At 29.2% G+C, this 26924-nt stretch carries 20 protein-coding genes and 1 pseudogene; 11 read left to right on the top strand and 10 right to left on the bottom strand.

Annotation, left to right across the window (positions count from 1 at the left end; all coding sequences use genetic code 11):
• Window positions 1-22: 22 nt before the first annotated feature.
• The 3 genes from BINT_RS13615 to BINT_RS13605 all read right to left on the bottom strand — a co-directional run bounded on the left by BINT_RS13615 (window position 23) and on the right by BINT_RS13605 (window position 3562).
• Window positions 23-442 (bottom strand): PepSY-like domain-containing protein, encoded by a 420-nt coding sequence (locus BINT_RS13615; RefSeq protein ID WP_014489149.1) that lies wholly within the window; start codon window positions 440-442, stop codon window positions 23-25.
• Window positions 443-503: 61 nt separating this feature from the next.
• Complete coding sequence (locus BINT_RS13610) at window positions 504-1616, bottom strand: hypothetical protein (protein WP_041177511.1); 1113 nt, start codon at window positions 1614-1616, stop codon at window positions 504-506.
• Window positions 1617-1717: 101 nt separating this feature from the next.
• Window positions 1718-3562: a methyl-accepting chemotaxis protein gene (locus BINT_RS13605; RefSeq protein ID WP_041177510.1), complete on the bottom strand. Its 1845-nt coding sequence runs from the start codon at window positions 3560-3562 to the stop codon at window positions 1718-1720.
• A gap of 416 nt (window positions 3563-3978) precedes the next feature.
• Here BINT_RS13605 and BINT_RS13600 point away from each other — a divergent pair, with 416 nt between their 5' ends.
• The 4 genes from BINT_RS13600 to BINT_RS13585 all read left to right on the top strand — a co-directional run bounded on the left by BINT_RS13600 (window position 3979) and on the right by BINT_RS13585 (window position 11006).
• Window positions 3979-5010: a 2-oxoacid:acceptor oxidoreductase family protein gene (locus BINT_RS13600; protein WP_041177509.1), complete on the top strand. Its 1032-nt coding sequence runs from the start codon at window positions 3979-3981 to the stop codon at window positions 5008-5010.
• Window positions 5011-5024: 14 nt separating this feature from the next.
• Window positions 5025-7289, top strand: a complete 2265-nt coding sequence (locus tag BINT_RS13595) for a thiamine pyrophosphate-dependent enzyme (RefSeq protein WP_014489145.1) — start codon at window positions 5025-5027, stop codon at window positions 7287-7289.
• Between the two features lie 465 nt (window positions 7290-7754).
• The gene (gene pepT / locus BINT_RS13590) at window positions 7755-8981 is read left to right on the top strand and encodes a peptidase T (protein WP_014489144.1); all 1227 of its coding nucleotides are present in this window, start codon (window positions 7755-7757) and stop codon (window positions 8979-8981) included.
• A gap of 633 nt (window positions 8982-9614) precedes the next feature.
• A complete protein-coding gene (locus tag BINT_RS13585; RefSeq protein WP_041177508.1) occupies window positions 9615-11006 on the top strand; it encodes an L-cystine transporter in 1392 nt (463 codons plus the stop codon).
• Between the two features lie 1135 nt (window positions 11007-12141).
• Here the strand turns inward: BINT_RS13585 and BINT_RS13580 are convergent.
• Window positions 12142-14544, bottom strand: a complete 2403-nt coding sequence (locus tag BINT_RS13580) for a tetratricopeptide repeat protein (protein ID WP_014489142.1) — start codon at window positions 14542-14544, stop codon at window positions 12142-12144.
• Between the two features lie 255 nt (window positions 14545-14799).
• On the opposite strand from BINT_RS13580, the gene BINT_RS13575 reads away from it, so the two are divergent.
• The 6 genes and pseudogenes from BINT_RS13575 (at window position 14800) to BINT_RS13550 (ending at window position 19549) form a co-directional block, all read left to right on the top strand.
• Window positions 14800-15033, top strand: coding sequence for a 4Fe-4S dicluster domain-containing protein (locus tag BINT_RS13575; protein WP_014489141.1), 234 nt, complete (start codon window positions 14800-14802; stop codon window positions 15031-15033).
• Window positions 15033-16090: pseudogene (gene vorB, locus BINT_RS13570) on the top strand (3-methyl-2-oxobutanoate dehydrogenase subunit VorB). Before BINT_RS13575 ends, vorB begins: the two are co-directional and overlap by 1 nt.
• Window positions 16087-16821 (top strand): thiamine pyrophosphate-dependent enzyme, encoded by a 735-nt coding sequence (locus BINT_RS13565; RefSeq protein WP_041177507.1) that lies wholly within the window; start codon window positions 16087-16089, stop codon window positions 16819-16821. The pseudogene vorB and the gene BINT_RS13565 overlap by 4 nt, the downstream one beginning before the upstream one ends.
• Before the next feature lie 15 nt (window positions 16822-16836).
• On the top strand, window positions 16837-17391 hold the full coding sequence (locus BINT_RS13560) for a 2-oxoacid:acceptor oxidoreductase family protein (RefSeq protein ID WP_014489138.1): 555 nt from the start codon (window positions 16837-16839) through the stop codon (window positions 17389-17391).
• Between the two features lie 333 nt (window positions 17392-17724).
• Window positions 17725-18621: an Rpn family recombination-promoting nuclease/putative transposase gene (locus tag BINT_RS13555; protein WP_014489137.1), complete on the top strand. Its 897-nt coding sequence runs from the start codon at window positions 17725-17727 to the stop codon at window positions 18619-18621.
• A gap of 286 nt (window positions 18622-18907) precedes the next feature.
• Complete coding sequence (locus BINT_RS13550; protein ID WP_041177505.1) at window positions 18908-19549, top strand: hypothetical protein; 642 nt, start codon at window positions 18908-18910, stop codon at window positions 19547-19549.
• 81 nt (window positions 19550-19630) lie between these two features.
• On the opposite strand, the gene BINT_RS13545 is transcribed toward BINT_RS13550, so the two are convergent.
• From BINT_RS13545 to BINT_RS13535, 3 genes are all read right to left on the bottom strand, one after another.
• Entirely contained in the window at window positions 19631-20251 is a 621-nt protein-coding gene (locus BINT_RS13545; protein WP_014489135.1) for a cyclase family protein, read from the bottom strand.
• Window positions 20252-20257: 6 nt separating this feature from the next.
• The gene (locus tag BINT_RS13540) at window positions 20258-21256 is read right to left on the bottom strand and encodes a PIN/TRAM domain-containing protein (protein ID WP_041177504.1); all 999 of its coding nucleotides are present in this window, start codon (window positions 21254-21256) and stop codon (window positions 20258-20260) included.
• Window positions 21257-21339: 83 nt separating this feature from the next.
• A complete protein-coding gene (locus BINT_RS13535; RefSeq protein WP_041177503.1) occupies window positions 21340-21924 on the bottom strand; it encodes a CarD family transcriptional regulator in 585 nt (194 codons plus the stop codon).
• Between the two features lie 253 nt (window positions 21925-22177).
• On the opposite strand from BINT_RS13535, the gene BINT_RS13530 reads away from it, so the two are divergent.
• Entirely contained in the window at window positions 22178-23575 is a 1398-nt protein-coding gene (locus BINT_RS13530; RefSeq protein ID WP_014489131.1) for an MATE family efflux transporter, read from the top strand.
• 1194 nt (window positions 23576-24769) lie between these two features.
• Here the strand turns inward: BINT_RS13530 and BINT_RS13525 are convergent.
• The 3 genes from BINT_RS13525 to BINT_RS13515 all read right to left on the bottom strand — a co-directional run bounded on the left by BINT_RS13525 (window position 24770) and on the right by BINT_RS13515 (window position 26917).
• The gene (locus tag BINT_RS13525) at window positions 24770-25507 is read right to left on the bottom strand and encodes a DUF4241 domain-containing protein (protein WP_014489130.1); all 738 of its coding nucleotides are present in this window, start codon (window positions 25505-25507) and stop codon (window positions 24770-24772) included.
• A 124-nt stretch (window positions 25508-25631) separates the two neighbouring features.
• A complete protein-coding gene (locus BINT_RS13520; RefSeq protein ID WP_014489129.1) occupies window positions 25632-25991 on the bottom strand; it encodes a DUF1667 domain-containing protein in 360 nt (119 codons plus the stop codon).
• Between the two features lie 41 nt (window positions 25992-26032).
• Window positions 26033-26917 carry an arginase family protein gene (locus BINT_RS13515; protein ID WP_014489128.1) on the bottom strand — a complete coding sequence of 295 codons (885 nt, stop codon included), beginning with the start codon at window positions 26915-26917 and terminating at the stop codon, window positions 26033-26035.
• Window positions 26918-26924 lie beyond the last annotated feature (7 nt).

Genomic DNA, 26924 nt, shown 5'->3' with positions numbered 1-26924 from the left:
CTTTTATTTTATATTTTTTAAATTACCATCTTCCTTTTTTAGTGATGTTGCCTTCAAGATCTACAGCTATTTTTCTTCTGCTTTTGAACTCTATGTCATAATTTTTGCTATTTTTCTTTATACTAATAACTTTTTCATCAGGAAATTCTTTTTTGATAGCATTTCTAACTTTATCTTCTACATAAGCTATAGATATTTCTTCTCCGCCGCCGTCTACAGTTCTCCATTCTCCATTAGAATTAACATATATTTTAAGTCCGCCTTTGAATATTAAAGAATAAGAACCTCCCATTTCAGTTGCTCTGTATAAATAATAATCAGCAAAATATTTATCAGCAAATGCTATAGCTTTACTAGGTACTTCGCTTAATGCTATAGAAGCACCATAAGCATATATTGATAATACAGATAAAGTTAATATTGTACATATTATTTTTTTCATAGTAACCCTCCTTAAATTATTAGAATAATATTATATATTATAAGGAAAATACTACAAGTTGTTAAAATGTTACATTTCCTGCAATATAATATCTTCCATCTGTAGAACCTTGGAAACCTACATTGAATTCAGCAGGACCAGCTTTGAATTTACCAAATATAGCATATTCTAAATATAATTTAGCATTTTTATCTTTTATATGAACCATTTCTCTTAAAGCAATGTTTAACATATACCATTCAAAACCCTGCTCTAAACGTATATAATGAGCATCATTTTCTCTCCAAGTATATTCGGCAATAGCATTAAGCCAAATAGTTTCATTCATAAGAGGGAATCTAAATGTTGCAGAAGCCTGAACAAGTGAATCAAATAAATTTATATGATAAAATTGTGGGTCTCTTCTGTTTTCATGTTCATATAAGAATCTAAATTCAATATTAGGTATATTAAATCTAAATAAAAATGCTTTAGGTATACTATGTCTGAAATCTCCTTGAGAATAAGCTATCTCATAATGATTTCCTATAAATCCAACTCTTATACCAGGTCCATTTAATACTTGAGGTATATAATAATCAGGTGTATCAATATGAGCAGGGTTTAATGTAGTATCATAATAATGCGGCATAAGCATGAAAGTAGTAGTATTAATATCAAAAGTAGCTCTTCCTCTGGCTGATACTAGTATTCTATCGATAAACACAGCCTGTACTCCTCCATCATAAAGACCAGCATTTCCTTTTATATATGGATATTCTATATCTGGGTTATGTGTATCAAAATATCCGTATGCTGTTATAAATCCTGTAAATTGTATATAGTCATTATGAAATGTCTGACCAATAGTTGCAAAAGTATCTCTTAAATTAAAAGTATTTGTATGAGCTGCATAGGAAAAAGTAGTAGTTAAATGAAATTCTATAGGATACTTTTGAAAGAAGCCTAAATTTGTATCATTAGGATTTGGAAGTTTTCTTTTATAATCATCTCTAAAATAATCAGGTTCTATATATTGAGGAAGTTCGTTGTTTCCTTCTCTTCCAATAAACATATCAAATGCATTTGGAAGCGGAGGCATTATAGCATTGGTATATTTTTCTTGAGCATTTAATAAAGAAGTTATTAATAAGAATGTGATAAAGGTTATCACAATTTTGATATAGTTTTTCATAGATAATCCTAAAATAAAATTATCAGCTATGATAATTTAATTTGTACAAAAAGTAAAGATTATTTGTCAATAAAATTTCATAGCTGATAATAAATTAAATTTTAATCCATTTTGAAGAAAGTCATAATACTTTTTAAATTCTCTGACTGTTCTAATAATTCTCTAGCATAGTTTGTAGTTTCATCAACTAAAGCAGCATTTTGCTGAGTTATACCATCTATTTTAGATACCGCTATATTTACTTGATCCACACCTGTTTGCTGTTCTACTGCGGTTGTGCTTATTTCCTGCATTATCTTTGCTGTTCCATCTATTTTTGACTGTATATCATTGAATATAGATTGTGACTCTCTTGCAGTTTCGGCAGATTTATTAATCTTTTCATAAATATTTTCTATAAGCAATGTTATGTCTTTAGCGGATGACTGAGAGTTTTGTGCAAGGTTTCTAACCTCAGAAGCTACAACAGCAAAACCTCTTCCCTGATCTCCAGCTCTTGCGGCCTCTACGGAAGCATTAAGAGCAAGTATATTAGTTTGGAATGCAATATCTTCTATTGTTTTAGTAATACTTTTTATTTTTTCACTAGATTCATAAACTTCTTCTATGTTTTTAGTAGTTTCCGCTATAACGCTTGCTCCATTTTCTACAGCCTTTTTAGAAGCTATCATCATATCGTTTCCTTCTACAGAATGTTCTGCTGATGATTTAATTGTAGAAGCCATCTCTTCTATAGCAGAAGCAGTTTCTTCAAGACTGGAAGCCTGAGCATCTGTTCTAGCTGATAAGTCATCACTTCCTTGAGTAAGGTTAGCAGCGGCATTGTTAATTTTTTCTGAAGTAGCATTAACTTCATTAATAATTTTTACCATAGCATCTCTCATATTTTTGAATGAATATGCTATATCCCCAATTTCGTTTTTCTTGAATTTGAATTTTCTAAGTACAAATTCTCCTTTAGACATTTCTTCAGCTTCTTCTACAAGTATTTTCAAAGGACTAATAATCTTTTTAATGTATAAGAATCCGATAACAAAACTAAATATTATTCCTAATACTCCTATTAGAATTCCAATCTTTAATATATTTGTACTTTGTTGTTCAATAAAACTCAAAGGCATAGAAAAAGCAACTTTCCAAGGCTGATCTTTAAGGGAATTATATAAGCATACTTTAGTCATACCATCATTTTGGAATTCCAATTTTCCTTCAGTGTTATTAACTATTGTTTTAATTTCCACAGGAGCCAATTTACCAACTTCGCTTGGTACATTATGCATTACAAGTAAAGTATCTTTATTGAATACCCATAATCTTATCCAATGAGTAAGAACCTCTCCTGCAGTAATGGATATTTCATCTATAACTTTCTGCCAATCTAATATAATCATCATACCGCCAAGATATGTATTATCAGTTTTAGACTTAACCGGAGAGATTATAGCAGTGATCCACTTGCCATCTTTGTCTTTATATATAGCATCAGCTAGAGTAGGTTTTTTTACAGGATCATATCTTCTCCATAAATCCGGATACAGATCAGCTACTTTTTTACCTACATCAATATTATTATCTTCAGAATTATTTAATATAGTTCCATCAGCTTCTATCAAAGATAGGCTTTTAACATATGGGTTTTTTGCTCCTATAAGTTTTAATACTGTAAGCATATTACTTTCATCTGCAGGATTTCTATATTCCATATAATTTATTACGAAAGAAAAAGAAGCATAAGTATCTGATAAAATTAACTGATTTTCAATTAGAGAATCAAAAAAAGTGGAATATCCTTTTATTGTAGTTCCAAATCCATCGTATGAAGATTTATCTATGGCTTTTTTCGACATATATACTAATGTTGATATAGAAATAATTAAAAGCAATGCGATAAAAATATTAACTACCATAGGTATTTGTACATTTAAACTATTAAATCGCTTTTTCATAATACAGACCCCAATAAAGTTATGTATAAATCAAATTGAAAAATACTAGTAATCTAGAATATAAAAAAATTGAAAGAATATATAAATTATATTTGATATATTCTTACAAAGACAATTTTTATTATATTAATGAAATCCTAGTAACTCTTAACACCACTATATAGTATAATAGTTAAAGTACCATATGTCAAATGTTTTATTGTTCATACATTTTTTTTGTAAAACTTGTGTAAACATATAGTATTTTTTTAATAAAATATATATATGCTACATTAAAATAATGATAATTAATTTGACTTTTATCTTATTTATAGTACAATATATAAACATTGATAGTATATTAATTTTATAAACTATTATACTTTTAATGTTTATTCCCAAAATCTCATTTTAATTAAATAAAGGAGAAAAAAATCGTGAAACTCCCAAAAGTCAATGATTTAGGCTTTTTCGAGATTCGTCTCGAAAGTATAGGCGGAATGGGTGCTAATAGTGCTGGTAAAATGCTTGCAGAAGTAGGTGTTTTGACTCAAGGTTTCTATGGTGCTGCATTCTCAAGTTATGGTTCAGAAAAGAAAGGTTCTCCAGTTAAATCTTTCGTAAGATTTTCTGATACAGAAGTAAGAGTTAACTCTACAGTAGAAGAGCCTCATGTTGTGGCTGTATTCCATATGAATCTTCTTAAAAACCCTATGACATTAGCTGGTGTTAAAGAAGATGCTATAGTTATTTTTAACACTAATAAAACACCTGATGAAGCAAGAGACTTCGCTAAATTACATGGTGGTAAAGTAGTTTGTGTTGATGCTATTAAAATCGCTAATGATTTAAAACTTCCTTCACAAGCAGCTAACACTATCATTATGGGTGCTATGGTTAATCAGCTTGACTTTATAGATTCTGCTAAATTTGAAGAGCAAATTAGAAAGCAATTCTCAGGCAAAAAACCTGAATTAGTAGAACCTAACGTTGAAGCTTTCAGAAGAGGCGGAAGTGATTCTGTAGTAAAAGATTTCCCTGCAGATGGTAAATATCCATATATACCTTACAAAAAACCAGAACCTGTTTATGGTAAAAACAACCAATTAACAGGTGGTTATATCAATGCTGCTGGTAACTCTACTTTAAAAGATTTACAAGTTACTCGTACAGGTAATATACCAGTATTCAATCCTAAAAACTGTATAGACTGTGCTAACTGTGAAGTTGTTTGTCCAGACCTTTGTATCGTTTGGGAAAAAGGACCAGACAGAAAAGATCCAAACAAAATAGCTATGAACATGATGGGTATTGATTATCAATATTGTAAAGGCTGCTTAAAATGTGTTAGAGCTTGCCCTAAAGGACCTTATTCAGGTAAGTTTGAAAAAGATCAGCAGGCTTTAAGAATAGAAGTAGAAGCTGATTGCAATGTTGATGAACTTACATACAGTCGTTATAAAAAATAATAAGGAGCGAATAAATGGCTAACAAATATAATCTTGCTGAACAAGAAAACATACTTGAAAGTGGTAATGAATTAGCAGCCATTGCAGCCGCTCAAATCAATTATCACGTTATGGGTTATTACCCAATCACTCCATCTACTCAAATTGCTGAGTACTTAGATGAAATGAAAGCTAATGGAAGACACACTGTTTGCATGATCCCTGGTGATGGTGAACATGGTGCTGCTGGTATCTGTTATGGTGCTACTACTGCTGGCGGTAGAGTATTCAATGCTACTTCTGCTAACGGTCTTCTTTTTGCTATGGAACAATTACCTGTTCAAGCGGGAACAAGATTCCCTATGGTATTAAACGTTGTAAACAGAACTGTTTCTGGTCCATTAGATATTAAATGTGACCAATCTGATATTATGATGGCTCTTAACACTGGTTGGATCATCATTATGGCTCATACTACTCAGATGGTTTACGACTTCAATATTCTTGCATTAAAAATTGCTGAAAAAGCTAAACTTCCTATCATAGTTTCTTCTGATGGATTCTTTACTTCTCACCAGAAGAAAAAAATATATCTTTTCAAAAATGATAAAGATGTACAAGACTTCTTAGGTAAATATACTCCAGAAGTTACTTCAGTTGAACCAGGAAAAAATCCTGTTACAATTGGACCTTACATGAACGAAGATGAATTAACAGGAAGTAAATTACAGCTTTCTCAAGCTTTAGAAGATTCTCGTGCTATCATTACTGAAGTATTCGAAGAATTTGCTTCTCTTTCTGGAAGACAATATCATCCAATAGAAACTTATAATATGGAAGGAGCTGAAGTTGCTTTAATGCTTTGCGGTTCTTCTTATGAAACTGGAACTTTGGCTGTTGATGAAATGAGAAAAGCTAATCCTAACCTTAAAATAGGTGCTTTCGCTATCACTCAAATTCGTCCTTTCCCTGAAAAAGAATTACAAAAATTATTAGCTAATGTTAAAGTAGTTGTAGTAGGTGACAGACAAGATTCATACTCTGGTATGGGTGGTAATATGTCTACTGAAATCAGAGCTGCTTTGAAAAACGATGTAAACAATAAATCTTCTGTTGTAAGCAGAGTTTATGGTCTTGGCGGTACTGAGTTTACTCTTGAAAAAGCTAAAGAATTATTTGATTTAGGTTTAAAAGAATTAGCTAACCCTGGTTCTGTTGAAAAACATTCTTACTTAGAACAATATATGGGTCATGCTGGTGTTGAAATGAAACCTATACATGAACCTCTTACTTTAGAGAGTCAAAAATCAGGCATCACTGTTACTATGAATGAACAAACTCATAAACTTGATGTTAAAGTTCCACCTCTTAGAGAATTAACTGGTAAAGCTTATCGTTATGCTCAAGGACATGGTGCTTGTAACGGTTGTGGTATCTTCTCTGGTATCAATACTTTCATGAAAGGTATTGAAGGTGATGTTGTTCTTTTAGTACATACTGGTTGTTCTATGGTTGTTACTACAGGTTATCCTTACAGCTCTTACAGAACTACTTATGTTCACAACTTGTTCCAAAATGGTGCTGCTACTCTTTCTGGTGTTGTTGAAATGTATCATGAAAGAAAACGCAGAGGAGAAATTCAAGGACCTGAAGATCCTACTTTCATAATGATTACTGGTGACGGTGGTCATGACATAGGTATGGGACCTTCTATTGGTGCTGCTATTAGAAATCACAAAATGATTATATTAGAATATGATAATGAAGGATACATGAACACTGGTAACCAATTATCATTCTCTACTCCATTAGGACATAGAACTTCTACTTCTAACGTTGGTAAAGCTGAAGTTGGTAAACAATTCGGACACAAAGATGTTGCTCAAATCTTTGCTGGTTGTCATATACCTTACATTGCTACTGGTTGTGAAGCTTATCCTATGGATTTGATTAAGAAAGCTGCTAAAGCTCAATGGTATGCTAATAATCATGGTACTGCTTTTGTTAAACTTCTTATCACTTGTCCATTGAACTGGAAATCTCCTGATGATATGGGTAAAGATATTATCAAAGCTGCTGTTGATTGCTGCTTCTTCCCATTATATGAGGTTGAACATGGTATCACTACTATCACTCAAATGGTAGCTGATGATAAGAAATTACCTGTTACTGAATGGTTGAAAATGATGGGTAAAACTAAACACCTTCTTAAAAATCAAGAGATACTTGATAAATTCCAAAAAGAAGTTGACAGAAGATGGACTAGAATCAAAGCTATGCATGAAAGTCCTGTTCTATAATAAGTTAATAGCTTAAAGATAGAATATAAAATAAAGATGACGGTTGTTTATCCAATAGGGTAGGCAGCCGTTATTTTTTGTTTTTAAACTTTATTATGAATGCCACACATTATCCTACTTAATACAAAATAAAAATTCAAGTTTATTTTTTCTTAATTACTTAATCTGAAAATATAGCTCCTCCTAGATTTATTTAAATTTGCTGTATACTAATCCGCATGCAGAACAAAATTATAAATATTGATTAAAATAAAATTTTGATTATAAAAAATAGCCAATTAAATAAATTTTTAAATTTAAATAACACTTGGGTGGGTAATAAAACAATAAAGTTAATTTAAGTAAAAATGTGTAGATTAAGCAGAAAATATTAAAGGGCGGGGTATGTAAATAAATCACAAAATAATGTATTGAATTATTAAATAATTTTGTTAACATATAGGTATTATTTTTAAGGACTATTATATGAAAACTTATGAGAGATTTATAAAATATACATCTTTTAATACTACTTCAAACAGCAGAAATGAGAATCAAACTCCAAGTACAGAAGGACAAAGAGTATTCGCTGAATATTTAGTTAATGAATTAAAAACAATGGGTATTGATAATGCTTATGTCGATGATAAATCTTTTGTATATGCTTCGATACCTGCATCTAAAGGAAAAGAGGATAAGCCTAAATTAGGATTCATTGCACATTTAGATACCAATGAAGATGCACCGGGAGAAAATATAAAAACTAATATTATCAAAAATTATGACGGTAAAGATATTGTTTTAAACAAAGAAAAAAATATAGTTTTAAGCAGCATAAAGTTTGATAATTTAAATAAATATATAGGCAATGATTTAATAGTAACAGACGGAACTACTCTTTTAGGTGCTGATGATAAGGCCGGTATTGCAGAAATTATGACTATGGCTGAAATTTTAATGAATGATAAAACAATAGAGCATGGAGAAATAAAAATAGCTTTCACTCCAGATGAGGAAATAGGAGAGGGTATAGAATATTTTGATATTGAAAAGTTTAATGCAGATTTTTCTTATACTATAGATGGCGGAGAGATTGGAGAAATAGAGTACGAGAATTTTAATGCTGCTTCTTGTAAGATAACAGTTAATGGTGTCAATGTTCATCCGGGATATTCTAAAAATAAAATGAAGAATGCTATTTTATTTGCAATGGAATTTAACTCTATGCTTCCAGCAGAACAAAAGCCTCAGTATACAGAGAAGTATGAAGGTTTTTATCATTTATCATATATAGAAGGTACTGAAGAAAAAGCAGAACTTGAATATATTATAAGAGATCATGATTTAGAGAAATTCAATCATAAAAAAGAATTCATAAAAGATATTTGTGATTTCCTAAACAAAAAATATGGCGAAAATACATTTATCTGTGATATTAAAGACAGCTACTATAATATGAAAGAAAAAATACTTCCTCATATGCATTTAATTGATAATGCTAAAAAGGCTTTTAATGAATGCGGTATAAAGGATAAGATTAGACCTATTAGAGGCGGTACTGATGGAGCTAGATTATCTTTTAGAGGATTGCCTTGTCCGAATTTATCAGCTGGAGGAGAAAATTTTCACAGCAGATTTGAATACATTCCTGTTCAGTCTTTAGAAAAAATGACAGAGGTAATATTAAAAATAGTAAGCATATATTCTAATTAAATAAAAAATAATAAATGTAGAGCGGGTATGTATTAAGTTTTAAAATTTACTTACATTTGCCCGCCCTTTAGGCTTTTTAATTTGTTCTGTAATTTTTAAATTATTTTTCTTTTTAGTTTTAACCCGTTATTTTTAGCTGCCTGCCCAAGATTTATTTAAATTTTTAGAGTATACTGAAAATTTTTAACTTTGTCAATTTTTTTATTCAACTTTTTCCCGCCGCAAAAAGTTGCAAAAAGTGCAAGTATAAAATTAGTACTAAATAATACTAAAATTGTCTTACATGTAAAATAATTTATTACATTTAAGTTCAAATATAGCCTTTCGCGAAGCGTATCCGAGTTTATCGAGGATATAAGCTTCTTTGTGGCACCAAAAGAAGTGGGGGTTCGGGGGCTAGTTCCCGAAAATAATAAAAATATAAAAAATAAAATTGACAAAATATAATTTTTTAGGTATATACACCGCACGCAGAATTAAATTTAAAATATTTATTTATTCATAAATACAAATTTTATTATATTATAAGATTTCACTTACCGTGCGTTAAATAGATTTTAATTATAAACTATCAATTTTTTCAAAACTATATTATATTAGAATGCATTAAAAATATTAAAAGGAAGTATTTATATGGGACTTTATATTGTAATTAATGTTATAATATTGCTTGCTCTAATTGGATTACTCTATTTTATGCAAAAGAAGCATATAAATTTCACAATTAGAGTATTATCAGCCTTAATTCTAGGCTTGGCTTTAGGCTTCGTACTTAGAACAGTTTATGCCTCAAATATGGAAATAGTAAATCAAAGTATCGTTTGGTACAATGTAGTAGGTAACGGTTATGTGAGACTTCTACAAATGTTAGTTATGCCTTTAATTTTTGTTTCTATAACTATGGCACTTATTAACATAAAAGGCAATAGTAATAATCTAGGCAAAATGACTATGATAATTATTGCAGTACTAATGATAACGACAGCTATATCTGCTTTAGTTGGATTTTTAACAGCTAAAGGATTTGGCTTAGATGCTTCAAAACTTCAGTCATTGGTAGGCGATATATCAAAAGGTGCTTCAAATTATGAGGGTAGATTGGAAGAGTTTTCATCAAGACCAGTTCCTCAGCAATTATTAGATATTATACCTACAAATCCATTTGCAGCATTAGCCGGTATGGGAGGATCGCCTACACTTTCGGTTGTATTTTTTGCAGCTTTAGTTGGTTCTTCTGCTTTGGGACTTAGAAAGAAAAAGCCTGAAGTATTTGAATTCTTTCAAAAGATTATGCAGTCTTTACATGACGTTGTTATGAAGATAGTTGCGTTTGTTATGAGATTAACTCCATTCGGAGTATTAGCTCTTATGGCTAAATTCATGGCTACAAGCGATTTGAATGCATTCGCTCAATTAGGACAATTCCTTCTAGCTTCTTATATATCTATAATCATTATGCTTATAGTTCATAGTATAATACTTATGATATTTGGATATAATCCTATCAAATATTATACTAAAGCATTTACAGTTTTAACATTTGCTTTCTCATCAAGAACAAGTGCAGGTACTTTGCCTTTAACTGTTTCAGCTTTAAAAGATAAAATGGGTATATCTGAAGGAGTTTCAAATTTATCAGCTTCTCTTGCCGTAACTATAGGACAGAATGGATGTGCTGGTATTTATCCTGCTATGGTAGTTGCTATGATTGCACCTACTTTAGGAATTAATCCTCTTGAACCTGCTTTCTTAATAAAGGCTGTTATAATAATTGCTATTGGAAGTTTCGGAATTGCCGGAGTTGGAGGAGGAGCTACAAATGCCGCTTTGATTACGCTTTCAGCTTTAGGTTTTCCCGTGGGATTGGTTGCTATACTTTTAGGAATAGAGCCTCTTATTGATATGGGAAGAACTATGCTTAATGTTAATGATGGTATGGTTACTGCTGCTGTTACAGGAAAAATCTGCAAGGAAGTAGATATGGACAAATTCAATTCCAGTGATAATACAGGTTCTAATATGTAATTAATTAAAATATTATAATAAAAGTTTTAGGTATTCCAAACAAATTGGGATACCTATTTTATATTATATAAAATTTATATATCTCTAAACGCACGGTTAGCAAAATTTCAAAACATAATGAAATTTGAATTATATACTAAAAATTTTTAAGTTTGCCAAAATTTAGGTTTTTAGTTTTATTGTTTGTGGTTGCTTTTCCTCACCGCTCTGAGTACTTCGTAACCCCAAGTTGTTTTATTGGTATAAAAGAACCAAAACAACTTCATTTTTGACTTAAAATTATGGTATTACACCATATTTGATACATATTCTTAAAATATAAAGTTTTAGCAATTGCGTTTTTTGCTACTTTTTTGTACGACAAAAAAGTAGATAATATCTATATAAAGTGCATCGGTTGACAAAGTTAAAAATTATTAGTATATACTGAAACAAATATATTTTGTTAAAATAATTTTTTTAATTCAAAATATTTTCAGGGCTTTGCCCCGAACCCCAGTTATTTTGTTGGCACAAAGAACCAAAAAGACTGCATTTAGTCTTTAATTTAATAAATTATCTTACATGTAAGATAATTTTAGTGTTATTTAGTACTAATTTTATAATTGCACTTTTTGCAACTTTTTGCGGCGGGAAAAAGTTGAATAAAAAATGACAAACTGAAAATTTTTCAGTATATATTAGATAAAAATTCTATATATCTAAACGCACGGTTAGCAAAATTTCAAAACATAATGAAATTTTATTATAATATAAATTTATATTTTTAGCTTTACTAAACGTGCGGTATATTCGCTATAAATTTAAAAAAATCTTGGGTGGGCAGCTAAAATAACATGTTAAAACTAAAAAGAAAAATAATTTATAGATGACAGAATAAAGTAAAAAGCCTAAAGGGTGGGCGAGTGTAATTAAATTTTAAAACTTTATTTACATACCCCCCTTTTTTATTTTTATTGCTATAATCTGCAATTTTTAATTTATTTATACTTAAAGCTAATGAAGAAATTATAGCCCCCCCAAGTGCAGATTAGATTTTTAATTTAATACTCCGCACGCTTTATCTATTTTTATATATAGCAAAATTTGAATACTAAATTAATTTATATTTTTTATTTAGTTTACCGTGCGTAAATTAAAACTCTATATTGTTATTAACACAAAAATCTACAGCAGTTTTTATATTTTCTTTTGCAAGTGAAGTAATACATTTTACTATTAATTTTTTATCATCTTTTTTAGCAAAGCTGTATGCATCAGAAAAATATTTGTAAGCCTCTTCATTAAAAATATTATTTTTATTGTTCATTTTGTCTAAATGTATATAAATGTACGCTATACTATTATGAGCCAGAGCATGTTTACTATTTAGTTTTAAAGCTTCTCTAAAACAGAGTAAAGCATTATTATAGTATTTGTAAGCATTGTCCATATCTTTCATTGATAAATAAATATTGGCTAATTTTGTAGTAGTATAGCCCATACTGTCATAAATTGAAGCGTTATTTAAATTATCATTTATTTTTAAAGATAAACCCTTTTCATAATATAATAAAGCATCATTAAGTAAATCTATAGCCCTTTGAGTGTTGCCGTTTTTAAATTCATTGTTGGAATATTTTGTCTTTGAAAAACCTATGCCATTATAAGCATTAGCATATTTAGGATCAATTTCTAAAGCCCTTATATAATCTTCAAAAGCTTCATTATAAAGTTTTAATTCTACTTTGCTTAATCCTCTGTTATAATAAGCATCAATAGAAGATTTATCAGCTTCAATAACTTTGGTGTAGCAGTCAATAGCTTTTTGATGCTCTTTCAAAGAATCATAACATATACCTATATTAAAATAAGCGTCCATTATGGTATTATCAATCTCTATTACTTTATAAAAATCTTCTATAGCCTCATTGTATAATTCCATTTCAATTTCAGCTAAAGCTCTGTTATAATATGGATCAGGTGTGGTAGGATCTAGTTCAATAACTCTAGAATAATATTTCAAAGCCGTTTCATATTCTTCTAAAGCATCATAAGATAAAGCTAAATGATAATTAGCATATACACTTTCATTATCAAGCTCTATAACTTTTTTGAAATCTTTAATAGCTGATTTATAATCGGTATTTCTATAATGTATAAGCCCTCTTTCATTATAGGCATTAATATATTTAGAATCTAGTTCTATGGCTTTGTTTATATATTTCAAAGCTTCATCTAATTCATTTAGGTATGAGTTGGTAAGTCCTCTATAATAATAGAATTCAGCATCTTCACTGTATAATGAAATAGCTTTGTCAAAATCTTCTATAGCTTCTTTGTATAAATGCATTCTTCCTTTAAGCAAGGCTCTGTTATTGTATAAATATGCATCGTTTTGCTCTAGTTCTATAGCTTTATTATAATCTTCTAATGCTTCATCATACATCTGCATTTCATTTTTTATGAGTCCTCTATTGTTGTATGAGTAAGTATCTTCAGGATTTAATTCTATAGCTCTACTATAATCGGCTAAAGCATCTTCATATAATTCCAAAGACTCTTCAGCCAATGCTCTATTATAATAGGAATAGTATATATCATCATTTATTTCTATAATTTTAGTATAATAATTGATAGCCTCTTTATAATTTCCTAATTTGTATTCTAGAAGTCCCATATCATTATATATACTGATAATATTATCTTCATCGGCGTATTCTAATGCTTTTTTATAATCATCCATAGCCTCTTTGTATAATTCTAAGCTGTTTTTAGTAAGCCCTCTGAAATAATATGCATTAGAATAATTGCCGTCTAATTCAATAGCTTTATCAAAATCATTAATAGCATCTTCATATAGCCCTAAGAAAAATTCAGTTAAACCTTTAGAATAATATGAATCGCTGTCATCATCTCTTAATTGTATAACTTTATTAAAGTCGGATAATGCCTCTTCATACATATTTAGGTATCTTTTAGAGTGCCCTCTATAATAGTATGCATCATCAATTTCATCATCTAATAATAAAGATATATCAAAGTTTTTTATAGCTTCCTCATATCTTCCCAAATAAAAATATCCTAATCCTATATAGTATATAGCTTCAGCATCATCTTCATTAAACTCTAAAACTTTTTTGAAATCTTTGATTCCTTCTTCATATTGACCTAAGTATGATTTAGAATGCCCTCTATTGTAGTAGGCATTAGATTTATCAGGTGACAATTCTATGACTTTATCAAAATCTTTAATAGCTTCCTCATACTTTTTTAAATTAAAATATGATAGTCCTCTATTATAGTATACATCTACTAGAGTATCATGAGTGGTATTTATATCTTCATTATTTATATTTTTTCCTTCTTCATCATCTTCATTATCATAAGAATCGCTATATATAATAAATTCGCTGTCTGAATATGCAATAATATCTTTATTATAAATATTGATAATTTCATCTAAATATTCAATAGACTTTTCATAATCTTTACTGATAAAAGCATCATGCCCTAAATCAAATAATCTTTCTATGTTCTTTCTATCATCTATATTCATTAATGATCACTCCAATAAAATACATTATTCTTATAATTATATACAAAAATATAATAATTACTATATATAATAGTTAATATTATTCATAATATATAGTTAATATTATTCATTGATTTATTTTTATTTTTATATTAAATTTTGACAAATCAATATTTTTAAATATAATATAATATTGTTCCGGTATTGTACCGGTAGTTTTTTTATAATATTTATTATATTATATTAATAAAGTTTAATATCAATGAAGGAGGATATATGGCTAAAGGCAGAGTTACTATTGATAGAGAACAATGTAAAGGATGTTCTAATTGCATATCTGTTTGTCCAACTAAGATACTGTATTTAGATAAAGAAAATATGAATTCTTGGGGATATTATCCGGCAGCTGTTACTGATATGGAAAAATGTATAGGCTGTGCTAATTGTGCGATGATGTGTCCGGATATATGTATAACAGTAGAAAGGTTAGACAAAGAGGAGGGTAAATAATGGCTAGGACATTAATGAAAGGAAATGAGGCTATGGCTAGTGCGGCTATTGCTGCAGGATGTAAATGTTTTTTGGGTATCCTATTACTCCGCAGAATGAGATACCTGAATTTATGTCAAAAGCTATGTATGAATCAGGTGGATCATTTGTGCAGGCAGAAAGTGAGGTTGCTGCTATTAATATGGTTTATGGGGCAGGCGGAGCTGGAGTAAGAGCTATGACTTCTTCTTCTTCTCCGGGTATAGCTTTAAAACAGGAAGGTATATCATATCTTGCCGGTGCGGAAGTTCCTGCTGTTATACTTAATGTTATGAGAGGAGGTCCTGGACTTGGAAGTATACAGCCTTCTCAAAGTGATTATAATATGATGACTAAAGGCGGAGGAGATGGGGATTATAATTGTCCTGTTTTAGCACCTGCAAATTTACAGGAAGCTGCTGATATGATAATGGAGGCTTTTGATATAGCTGATCATTACAGAACACCTGTTTATGTTGCTGCTGATGGTTTTATAGGTCAGATGATGGAGCCTGTAGATATAGTATATAAGCCAAAGTATGAGATAAAAGAAAAAACTTGGGCTGCATGCGGAAAAAGAGGCAAAAGAGAAAAAAATAATATAATTAACTCTCTTTATTTAGAGCCTGAATTATTATATGAACATAATCTACATTTGCAGAAAAAATACGATGAAATAAAAGAAAAAGAAGCAAGAGCAGAAAAATATCATACAGATGATGCAGAGTTAATATTTGTTTCTTATGGTACTATGTCAAGAATAGTAAGAGGTGTTGTTGATAAATTTAGAGAAGAAGGCAAGAAGGTAGGTATGATTAGACCTCAAACTTTATGGCCTTTTCCTGTTAAAGCATTTGATAACCCTAATTGCAAAATGTATATAAGTGTTGAACTGAGCATGGGACAGATGGTTGATGATGTAAAACTCGCAGTAGAATGTAAAGTTCCTGTTAAATTCTATGGAAAGGCTGGCGGTTTGGTACCTACTTCTCATGAGATAATAGATAATGTGAGAGTTTTAGCAGGAGGTTTATTATGACAGTATTTGAAAAATCAAAAGGATTAACAGATGCAAGGACACATTATTGTCCCGGTTGTATGCATGGTACTTCTCAAAGAATAATAGCTGAATGTTTAGAAGAACTTAATGTACTTGACAGAACTGTAGGAATAGCTTCAGTAGGATGTTCTGTACTTGCTTATAAATATTTTAATTGTGATATGCAGCAGGCAGCACATGGAAGAGCTCCGGCTGTTGCTACAGGTATAAAAAGAGCCATTCATGACAGTGTTGTATTTACACTTCAAGGTGATGGAGATTTAGCTGCAATAGGTACTGCCGAGATAGTACATGCCGCTGCAAGAGGAGAGAATATTACAGTAATATTTTTGAATAATGCAATTTACGGAATGACAGGCGGACAGATGGCGCCTACAACTTTGGAAGGACAAAGAACAACTACTACACAGGCTGGAAGAGATTTCCACAGAGCAGGTAAACCTATAAGAGTATGCGAAATGCTTGCTACTTTGGAAGGTGCTACTTTTGTTGAGAGAGTCGCTTTAGACAGTCCTGCGAATATTAGAAAGGCTAAAGTTGCAGTTAAAAAGGCTTTTGAAAATCAGATTGCAGGAAAAGGCTTTTCTATAGTAGAAATGCTTACAAGCTGTACTACTAACTGGGGAATAGCACCTACTGAATCTCATAAATGGATAAGAGAATATATGATACCTCATTATCCTCTTGGTAATTTTAGAAATGATGCTTAAAAAAGGAGGGAATATATGAGTACAGAAAGAATTATTTTTGCAGGCTTCGGCGGACAGGGTGTTATGTCTATGGGACAGATGATAGCCTATGCCGGAATGATAGAAAATAAGCATGTTACTTGGTGTCCTTCTTATGGCCCTGAAATGAGAGGAGGTACTGCTAATTGTTCGGTAGTTGTAAGTGATGAACTTGTGGGTTCTCCTATGATTTCTCATGATGCTAGTGCAGCAGTTATCATGAATCTTCCTTCTCTTACCAAATTTGAAAAAGATGTTCTTCCTAATGGAATACTTTTAATAAATTCATCTTTGATAGATAAAAAGGCTTCAAGAGATGATATAAAAGTTGCTTATGTTGAAGCAAATAAAATAGCAGGCGATATAGGTAATCCTAAATCTGCTAATATGGTTATGCTTGGTGCTTTGCTTACACTTCATAATATAGTATCATTTGACAGCGTACAGCAGGCATTTTTAAAGGTATTCGGAGAGCGTAAGAAAGATTTTCTTCCGTCCAATGAAAAGGCTCTTAATGCCGGACGCGATGCTGTTAAGGATTTAGTATCTTAATAGAAGAAAATATTTAATAAATAAAAAGTTTGAGCCTCTGTACTCGTAAGAGTGCAGAGGTTTTTTAGCGAAAACTTTTTTATATATAAATAAAAAAGGCTCTTAATGCCGGACGCGATGCCGTTAAGGATTTAGTATCTTAATAGAAGAAAATATTTAATAAATAAAAAAGCTTGATATAAAAAATTACGAGTGCCTGCTATTTAAAAAATGTCAGGCTCTTTTAATGAATAGTTTTTTCTTATAAATAAAAGTCTTATATTTTCAAAAATAGTGCTAGTAATAAATATTTTCTTAATTTACTTTTATATATTTATTTGTTATAATTTGTTTATGAGAAATATTAACAGAATGAACGATTACTTTGTGCGTTACCTTCTAGGCTCTCTTGGAAATGAAGATATATTAGAAAATATAGTAAATTGTGTACTTAGAGATTCAAAATTTGATGAAGTACATGATTTAGAAATTATAAATCCTCATAATCTGCCTGAAAATATTAATCTCAAAGAATCTGTTCTTGATGTTAAAGCTAGAACAAAGGACAATAAAAAAATAATTATAGAGATACAATTATCTGGAAATATTGATTTTGTAAAAAGGATATTTTATTATATATCAAAAAATGTAGTAAGTGAAATTAATGAAAATGAACCCTATGATATTATTAGTCAGGTTATAAGTATTAATTTTGTGAACTTTAATATGGATTTTTATGATGAAGGTAAGCCTCATAGATGTTTTAAATTAATAGATACTGAGAATCATAGTGTGTCATTGGATATGATGCAGATGCATATAATAGAAGTACCAAGATTTATAAAAGTATTAAATAGTTCAGATATAGATGATATTAAGAAAAATAAAATATTATCTTGGATAGAGTTTTTTACAGTTAAAGATTTAGATGAAGTAAAAGATAAATTAAAGGAGGTTAATGATATTATGCCTAAAGTAATAGATAAATATGAGAGATTTATATCAAGTAAAGAAGAAATGGAAGTTTATAATGCTAGGGATGCTTTTTTATATGGTCAAACTATAATGTTAAAAAGAGAGAGAGATGAAGGTAAAAGAGAGGGTATAGAACAAGGTAAAAGAGAGGGTATAGAACAAGGTAAAAAAGAACAGCAAATATCCATAGCTAAAAAATTAAAAGAATCAGGAATAGATATAAAAATAATAAGTGAAAATACAGATTTGAGCATAGAAGAAATAAAAAAATTATGAGCATTTAGTAAATTCCTATAATGCGGACAGAATCATTTACTAGACACTATAAGTGAATAATTTTTTTATGTATAAATAAAGAAATAAAAAAATTACGAGTGCCTGCTATTTGAAAAATGGCAGGCTCTTTTTACGTGTAATTTTTTTATCAACTTTTTTGGCTTCGCCAAAGTTGCAAAAAAGACATATAAAATAATTATTTATTATAAATATATTAGTTGAAAAAATATATAATATTATTATATTATAAAAAGAGTTAATTTTATATAAAGAGGTGAGCAATATTATGAAGAAAATTTTATTAATAACTTCAATGTTAATAATAACTATAAGCACAAATCTTATGGCTAAAAGCGGTTTTGGAGTTGATTTAACTGTACCTTTAGGAGCAGGTATTGGTTTTTTTTATGAAGATGGAAAAGAAAATAAAACATTGAAGCCGGATGGAGGTTTTGAATTTGGAGTATATTTAAGACCTAATTATTATTTTGATTTAAGTGTTTTATCTTTAGGAATAGCTTTAGATTTTGGATATCAAAGAGATGTATTCGCTTATAAATCAGATATTAACAAAGAAAATTTAACATTTGATAGCTTGAGTATAGGTTTAATGCCTAAAATTGATATATTATTTTTGTCTATTGGTGTAGGTGCTGGAGTAAAATTTCCTCTTGGCGGAAGCAGTTACTCTAAAGAAAATAGCGGCGGAGAGCATACTGAAAAATATGATTTAAAACAGCTTCAAAATAATTTTAATAATTTATATATACCTTATCTTAAAGCAAGTTTAGATTTTCTTTTATTATATAACTTTACTTTGGGTATATATATGTCTTATGATTTCCCTGTTATGGAATATAAAAATGTTGCTCCGAAAGTAACATTCGGAGGATTTGATATAGGCGGACAAATAGGTATAAGATTCTAATAATTTTAATTAAAAATAAAAACCATGCAGAATTTCTGACATGGTTTTTATATTATTTATAAGTATTTTTTATCATCATTATTAATCTATAATAGCATAGGCTCTAACTGGAGAACCTTCACTTCCTTTGATTTTTAAAGGTGCGGCACTGAAAAAGAATTTTTTATGAGATACTTTTTCTAAATTTGTAAGATTTTCTACAATACATATATCATTAGAAAATAAAATATTATGTATCAAGTTATTATTTGAAATTGAATCAACTGAAGGAGTATCTATTCCTATAGTTTTTATTTTTAAATCTATAAGCTTATATGCAAAACTTTCACTCAAATATGGAAAATTTTTATAATGTTTTTCTGTATTAATATTCTTATGCCAATATGTATTAATAAGAAGTATATTGCATTCTTTTATTATGTCAAAATTGAAATTATCATCAAAATTTATTTTATTATCATTATCAGGCATTATATCAATACAATAAGCATTTCCAACAAAATAATTTAAATCTATACTTGCAGCAGAATCTTTGCCTTTTATGCAATGAAGAGGGGTATCAATATGAGTTGCAGTATGCACGCACATAGATATATTTGTGATATTAAAATATTCATAGTTTTCAGCTGAAACTTTCACATCAATATCATCAGGATAATGAGGCATATTGTTATATATTTCAGCTGAAAGATCTATTATCATATTTTTTTAATTCTGTTTATTATCATGTCTTTTTTTATTATTAGGTTTAGAAGAAGCTAAAGAAGCAAATATTACTCTTCCAGCCTCTTTAGGAAGAACATTATCTATTTCTATTTCAACATTCTTTCCTATTAAATGTTTTGCATTGTCAACTACTATCATTGTACCGTCTTCTAAATAACCTAAAGCCTGTTTATCTTTTCCTTCTCTTATCAAATCTATATTTATAGTTTCACCCGGTAAAACAACTACATGAAGAGAATTAGCTAAATCATTGATGTTTAATATATCTACTTCATGTATGGAAGCTACTTTCATTAAATTAAAATCATTTGTTATTACTTTAGCATCCATTTTTTTAGCAAGCTCAATAAGTTTCAAGTCAACTTCTTTTATATTAGGAAAATCTATATCAGTTATTGAAAGAAGTATGTTTTTAGAAGATTTCATTTTATTTAATATTTCTAAAGCTCTTCTTCCTCTTATTCTTTTTTGCGGATCTCTTGCATCGCTTAAAAACTGCACTTCCTTTATGACAAATTCTGGAAGTATAAGAAGTCCGTCAAAAAATTTCTTTTCTGCAATATCATATATTCTTCCGTCTACTATTACAGATGTGTCTAATATTTTAGCGGTTTTAGTTTTATCCTGCTTTGTAAGTTTAAACATATTTGATATGCTTGGTATGAAAGCTATAATAATACCAAAAATCAAATATCCTTCTACGAATAGAATGATTAATTTTTCATTTAATGATAAAGTTATTCCTACTGTATTAATTGTACTTATAGTTAAAAGTACAGTTATTAATGTCAAAAAGAATGCTATAAAAAAACCTAGTATGATTTTAGAAGTTTTCTTTCTAATAAACAAAAACTCAAATAAAAATACCAATACCGCACTAATTATGAATACTGTTAATGTTTGATAATTAAAATGTTTCAGTATAAAATAATCCACAGCTAGTACTATACAAGATAGTACAAAATACACAACTCTCCACATAATTTCCCCTTAGTTTCATATTATATGCATATTATTTTTTTAAGGAATAAACTAATATAAACTGGATAAGGTATTATTCTTTATCAGCCTCTTTTTTCTTTTTTTTGTCCGTTTTTAGAAGTATCTTTTTCTTCTTTTTCTTTAACTACTTTTTCTTTTTCTAACGGCTTAGTCTTGAATTTCTTAGCTGACTTCTCCAAAGCATTTGATACTATATCTTCAATTTCATCTCTATCTTTTTTTAATGCTATACTAATTTCATTAACTATAAACATATAAGCTTTTTCATATAAACGCTTTTCGCTTGCAGAAAGTTCTTTTAATTTGTTTCTTGTGAATAAACTTCTTGCAACTTCTATCGTATCTTTAATATCTCCGCTTCTTAGCTTTTCTTCGTTTTCTTGGTATCTTATTTTCCAATTGTTTTCTATATCATGAGGTTTTGTCTGTAATATATTTAAAAGATTATCAGCTTCTGCTTTAGATATAATCTTTCTTATACGATATTCTTTAACTCTATTTATAGGCACTTTTAATGTAATATTTTCACTTTCACATTCTAGAACATAACATTCTACTAGATTAGAATTAACTTTATTATCTGATATTCCCACAACTTTGCATATACCGTACATAGGATATACAACATAAGTATTCAATTTGTACATATTAGCCTTTCTTGTTAATAGTTAATGGTTTATTCTAATAAAATATAATAATATACCTCAGTCTATTATATGTTAAAATTATAAAAAATCAAGTATTTTATTACAGTATTAATGTTGTATTTGTATAATTAAATAAAATTTTATTTGCAATCTTAATGAATAAATTGGGAAAATTTGCTGCTATATAGCTTGCTATATTTAAATATATAGTATACTATATATATTGACAATAATAAAAAGGAGGTACAAACGTATGACGGATAAAAAAATAGAATTATTTGAAAATTACCCAGTACATAAAGCACTAATTACGCTAGCACTTCCAACAATATTAGGAATGTTAGTAAATGTTTTTTATAATATGGTAGATACTTTTTTCGTAGGACAGACAGGCGATCCTAATCAGGTTGCTGCCGTGTCATTATGTATGCCTATATATTTGCTTCTTATGGCTTTTGGTAATATATTCGGTATAGGGGGCGGATCATATATATCAAGAAAATTAGGTGCCAGAGATTATGAATCTGTAAAAAAGATATCAGCATTTGCTTTTTATGCAAGCATTATAGTAGGTTTTATTTCTATGGCTGTATATCTAATATTTATGAAGGATATATTAAAAATTTCTGGAGCAAGTCAGAACACTTATCAATTTTCTAAAGATTATTTAGTAATAGTGGCATTTGGAGCACCTTTTGTAGTTAATCAAATGGCTATGGGGCAAATTGTACGTGCTGAAGGTTCTTCAAAAGAGGCTATGATAGGTATGATGCTTGGTACTATTGTTAATATAGTGTTAGATCCTATTATGATTCTTTATATGAATATGGGGGTTGCTGGTGCTGCTCTTGCTACAATAATAGGTAATGCTTGTTCTACTATTTACTACATATACCATATTTTAAGAAAAAAATCTTTCCTATCTATACATTTTAAAGAATTTACTTTGCATAAAGATATACTTATCAATGTATTTTCTATAGGAATACCTGTTTCAATCAACAATATACTTATGAGTGCTTCAAACATATTAATAAATAATTTAGCAGCAGGATACAGTGATAATGTAGTAGCCGGACTTGGAGTTGCTCAAAGAATATTTACTCTTGTTGTACTAGTATTTATAGGACTTTCCCAAGGGCTTCAGCCTTTTGTGGGGTACAACTTCGCTTCTAAAAATTATAAGAGAATGAATGCTGCTATTAAAATATCTTGTGCTGTAAGCGTTGTAATAGGATTTTTACTTTTAGGCTTATCTTTAATATTTGGAAGATTAGCAGTAGCTGTATTTATAAACAATGAAGAAGTAATTGATTATGGAGTAAAATTCTTAGTTGCTAGTTATTCTATAGCTCCTATAATAGGATTTCAATTTGTATTTATGTCTACATTCCAAGCATTAGGAAAGTCAATTCCTTCATTGGTGCTTTCTATAAGCAGACAAGGTATAGCATTTGTTCCTACAATACTTATAGGTACAAAATTATTCGGCATAAAAGGTATTATATGGGCTCAGCCTATAGCTGACATAGTTACTGTTATAATGGCTAGTATTATGTACATATATATTTACAGAAAAATGAAAAGAAAGGCATTGGAAGAAGAAAATAATAGTGAAAATAATTCTGAACCAGCTTATGCAAATGTATGACATTTCGTAAACTTTTCATAGACCTTAGCCTGCACTTTTATTCTTAGAAGTGCAGGCGTTTTTTATTATATAAAATTTATTTTAATACTATACTTGTACTAGATATCAATTTTATAAATGAAATCATATTTACTAATTTATTTCACATATAAAATTAGTATTGTTTAACACTAATTTTATACTTGCACTTTCACCGTGAGGCGTACTTCGTATGGTTCTTTGACGAAGTCCGCCTGTGGCGTGCGGCGGGAAAAAGTTGAATAAAAAAATGACAAACTTAAAAATTTTCAGTATATATAACATAAATAAATATTTTTGTTATATAGTTTTTACCAAAATATATTTAATTCTTAATCGTTATTATTAAACTTAGTTTTTAATAATTCTATATTTTGTGGTATATCAAATCCTAAATTTCCTATTTTTATAATTTTATTAAATATGTTTTTTATCTTATTTTAAATCCCGCCCTTTAAAATTTACGGCTTCAATTTCAATTAAGAATTTTATTTATATTAAAAATTAATCAGAAAAATTAAATCCCACCCAAGCATTAATTAGATTTAAGATTATCCTCAACGCACGCAGAATAAAGCTAAATATATTGATTTATTTGCAATTCAAATTTTTATTATATTGTTAATCTAGTTTAACGTGCGGGAAAATACATTTTTAATCTAATAAAAGCTTGGGTTGGGTACTAGTCGTACGGACTTACCGAACAGCAATATCATTCATTATACAAAGCTCAATATACGTTCGGTATAATATGCCTTAATTTACAGTTTTTAAGCTCAATGACAATTCAAACAAAATATTAATTAAATTTAGAACTCTCATCTACGCACGGTAAATGCATTCTTATAATAAATTTAATTTGAATTAATAATTAAGTTCATATTAATAAAATCATTCTTCGTGCGGTAAATAAGTCTTAAATTTAAATACAACTAGGGTGGGTGCTAAAATTTCTAATTAAGCAGTAAAGATAATAAAAGTAACATTATTAATTTAAATAACAAAAGATAAAGGGCGGGTATGTAATTAAAGTTTTAAAACTTAATTACATTTGCCCACCCTCTATATTTAAAGTTTCTATCTGTAATATAAACTTTAATTTTTTTTATTATCAAATTAGATTTTTTAGATGCCCACCCAAGATTTTTTTAAAATTTTAATTATATACACCCAAAATTATTCATCATCAGAGTCTTCATCTTCTTCATCGTTTAAATCTATGAATATAGTATATAAAGCACATATATTGTCATTTTCATCATAAGCAAAATAGGAAGGATAATAACCATCACCATAACCGCTTGTAAATAATACTATATTAGAATCGCTTTCAGGTACATTCCAATTAAGCCAATCACCATATTCAGATTGATATTTAGGGTTCTTTTTGGCATTATCTTCTAATAGGTCGGAAAATAAATCATCGTATCTGTTATCAAAATCTCCTCCGCTTTCCTCTTCAAGTTTGTTTTCATATTCAAAATATTTTTTAGCTGCATCATAATCGCAAAAACAACCCATACCAGCATCCACAGGATATCCGAAAAACTCTCCTTCTTCTACTTCAGATAAATCTTCTTCTCCTGTAACGGCAAGTTCATATCTTTTAGGTTCTTTATCAGAGAAAGAAATTTTAGCTATGGAAATTCTCTCTTCATCTTTTATTATAAGAAGCGAAACTTTATATTTATTAGGCTTTACAGTTTGAATGAATGGAGATACTTGATCATCATACATATATGCTAAAGGATCGCAGGCAATTATTTTTCCTGATGATAAATTAACTTCTCCTATATCTAATATATCAAGTTCTGTATCATTAAATTTTTTATCTCTAAAAGGCTTATCCAAATCAAAACTAGGTACAAGCAGATGTTTTACTTTATCAAATTGTTGTTTGAAATCTTTGTCCATATACTACTCCAAATAGTTATTGTTATGATAATAATATACTATAAAAAATAAATAAAGACAAATAAAAAGGCACTGCTTTATATAAACAATGCCTTTTAAAATTTAATGATATTTAGTAATAAGCTTAAACAGCCTCTACATTTCTAGTAGCAACTATATTAACCCCAGCAGCATTTTGAACAACAATATCCCCTATATGAATAGGTGCTTTAACTTCTACAGTTTTTAAAGCCTCAAGACATTCATTGATTTTTGATTTGTCTATAGGCTCTTTAGTTTTTACTGGAAGCATTTTTAATTTTCCGTTTTTTACTTTTACTATAGAAGTAACCATTCTTACAGGACGAACAACTTCATCTTTGGCATAAGTGTCGCCCCTTTTGCAAGTGTTTCCGCTTACACTTAAAACATTACTGCCCTCTAACTCTACAGACAAAGCACAGCCCATAGGACAGCATATACAAGTTAATTCTTTTTTTTCCATTTTAATTACTTCCTTATATATTTATTATTGTTTGTTATTTTTTAGTTATTGAGCTCATTAAATAAACTCAAATCTGCCATCATATTTTTAAGCATTATCTCAATTCTTGGCATATGTTCCGCTATAGTAAAGCCAACAATTTCCTTTTCTTTGGCAATATCATTTATTATTCTCACTGCTTCATTTATCTTCATTCCGTTCGGAGAAACACCGACAGCAGCTATTATCTCATTAGGATCAAGCACATCTAAATCAAAATGTATCAAAACCTTAGAAGCATTAGATTTTTTTAGCCATTCTATTACAGATTCACTTGATGAAGAAATAGCTTCAGGAGCAAAATGAGTTATGCCGTATTCCTCTTGACGTTTTTTTATCTCATCTCTTTCCCAATCTCTAAGCCCTACAAATAATATTCTATCAGCTGAAATTTTGCTTGGAAGTATATAGCTTATATTTTTATCAACATTACCCATACAAGCACTAACAGCCATAGCATGATATCCTGCATAAGTATTATCTTCAGGCAAAGTAATATCAGGATGAGCATCTATCCAAATTAAAGCAGCATCATTATCATATTTTTTATTTAAATATGTGAAAGGCACTACACTAACAGAACATTCGCCTCCAAAAGTGATTATTTTATCGGGATTATTTTTGCTTAAAATATCTAAGGCATTTTTAGTTTGAGATACTATAAAATCATAATCCATAATACCATTTTTTATTTCTCTGTTTTTTATATCCAAAGAAACAGGAACTTCTAAAGTTTCATGATTATCATTTTGAGGTGCAAGTATGCTAAGAAGTTTTGCCCCAAGATAATAACCTCTTGAAGAATCTTCAGGATTTAATTCCTTTATCCAATCAGATATAATTCCGCCCTGCCACTGCGGATAAATCAATCTTATAGTTTTACTCATTAATTAA

It is taken from the genome of Brachyspira intermedia PWS/A (genome assembly GCF_000223215.1).
Taxonomy (GTDB): domain Bacteria; phylum Spirochaetota; class Brachyspiria; order Brachyspirales; family Brachyspiraceae; genus Brachyspira; species Brachyspira intermedia.
This window is presented reverse-complemented; position numbering and strand designations above follow the sequence as displayed.

Coding starts and splice junctions, on each gene's coding strand:
- BINT_RS13615 (WP_014489149.1), bottom strand. CDS start 442: ATGAAAAAAATAATATGTACAATATTAACTTTATCTGTATTATCAATA.
- BINT_RS13610 (WP_041177511.1), bottom strand. CDS start 1,616: ATGAAAAACTATATCAAAATTGTGATAACCTTTATCACATTCTTATTA.
- BINT_RS13605 (WP_041177510.1), bottom strand. CDS start 3,562: ATGAAAAAGCGATTTAATAGTTTAAATGTACAAATACCTATGGTAGTT.
- BINT_RS13595 (WP_014489145.1), top strand. CDS start 5,025: ATGGCTAACAAATATAATCTTGCTGAACAAGAAAACATACTTGAAAGT.
- pepT (WP_014489144.1), top strand. CDS start 7,755: ATGAAAACTTATGAGAGATTTATAAAATATACATCTTTTAATACTACT.
- BINT_RS13585 (WP_041177508.1), top strand. CDS start 9,615: ATGGGACTTTATATTGTAATTAATGTTATAATATTGCTTGCTCTAATT.
- BINT_RS13580 (WP_014489142.1), bottom strand. CDS start 14,544: ATGAATATAGATGATAGAAAGAACATAGAAAGATTATTTGATTTAGGG.
- BINT_RS13575 (WP_014489141.1), top strand. CDS start 14,800: ATGGCTAAAGGCAGAGTTACTATTGATAGAGAACAATGTAAAGGATGT.
- BINT_RS13565 (WP_041177507.1), top strand. CDS start 16,087: ATGACAGTATTTGAAAAATCAAAAGGATTAACAGATGCAAGGACACAT.
- BINT_RS13560 (WP_014489138.1), top strand. CDS start 16,837: ATGAGTACAGAAAGAATTATTTTTGCAGGCTTCGGCGGACAGGGTGTT.
- BINT_RS13555 (WP_014489137.1), top strand. CDS start 17,725: ATGAGAAATATTAACAGAATGAACGATTACTTTGTGCGTTACCTTCTA.
- BINT_RS13550 (WP_041177505.1), top strand. CDS start 18,908: ATGAAGAAAATTTTATTAATAACTTCAATGTTAATAATAACTATAAGC.
- BINT_RS13545 (WP_014489135.1), bottom strand. CDS start 20,251: ATGATAATAGATCTTTCAGCTGAAATATATAACAATATGCCTCATTAT.
- BINT_RS13540 (WP_041177504.1), bottom strand. CDS start 21,256: ATGTGGAGAGTTGTGTATTTTGTACTATCTTGTATAGTACTAGCTGTG.
- BINT_RS13535 (WP_041177503.1), bottom strand. CDS start 21,924: ATGTACAAATTGAATACTTATGTTGTATATCCTATGTACGGTATATGC.
- BINT_RS13530 (WP_014489131.1), top strand. CDS start 22,178: ATGACGGATAAAAAAATAGAATTATTTGAAAATTACCCAGTACATAAA.
- BINT_RS13525 (WP_014489130.1), bottom strand. CDS start 25,507: ATGGACAAAGATTTCAAACAACAATTTGATAAAGTAAAACATCTGCTT.
- BINT_RS13520 (WP_014489129.1), bottom strand. CDS start 25,991: ATGGAAAAAAAAGAATTAACTTGTATATGCTGTCCTATGGGCTGTGCT.
- BINT_RS13515 (WP_014489128.1), bottom strand. CDS start 26,917: ATGAGTAAAACTATAAGATTGATTTATCCGCAGTGGCAGGGCGGAATT.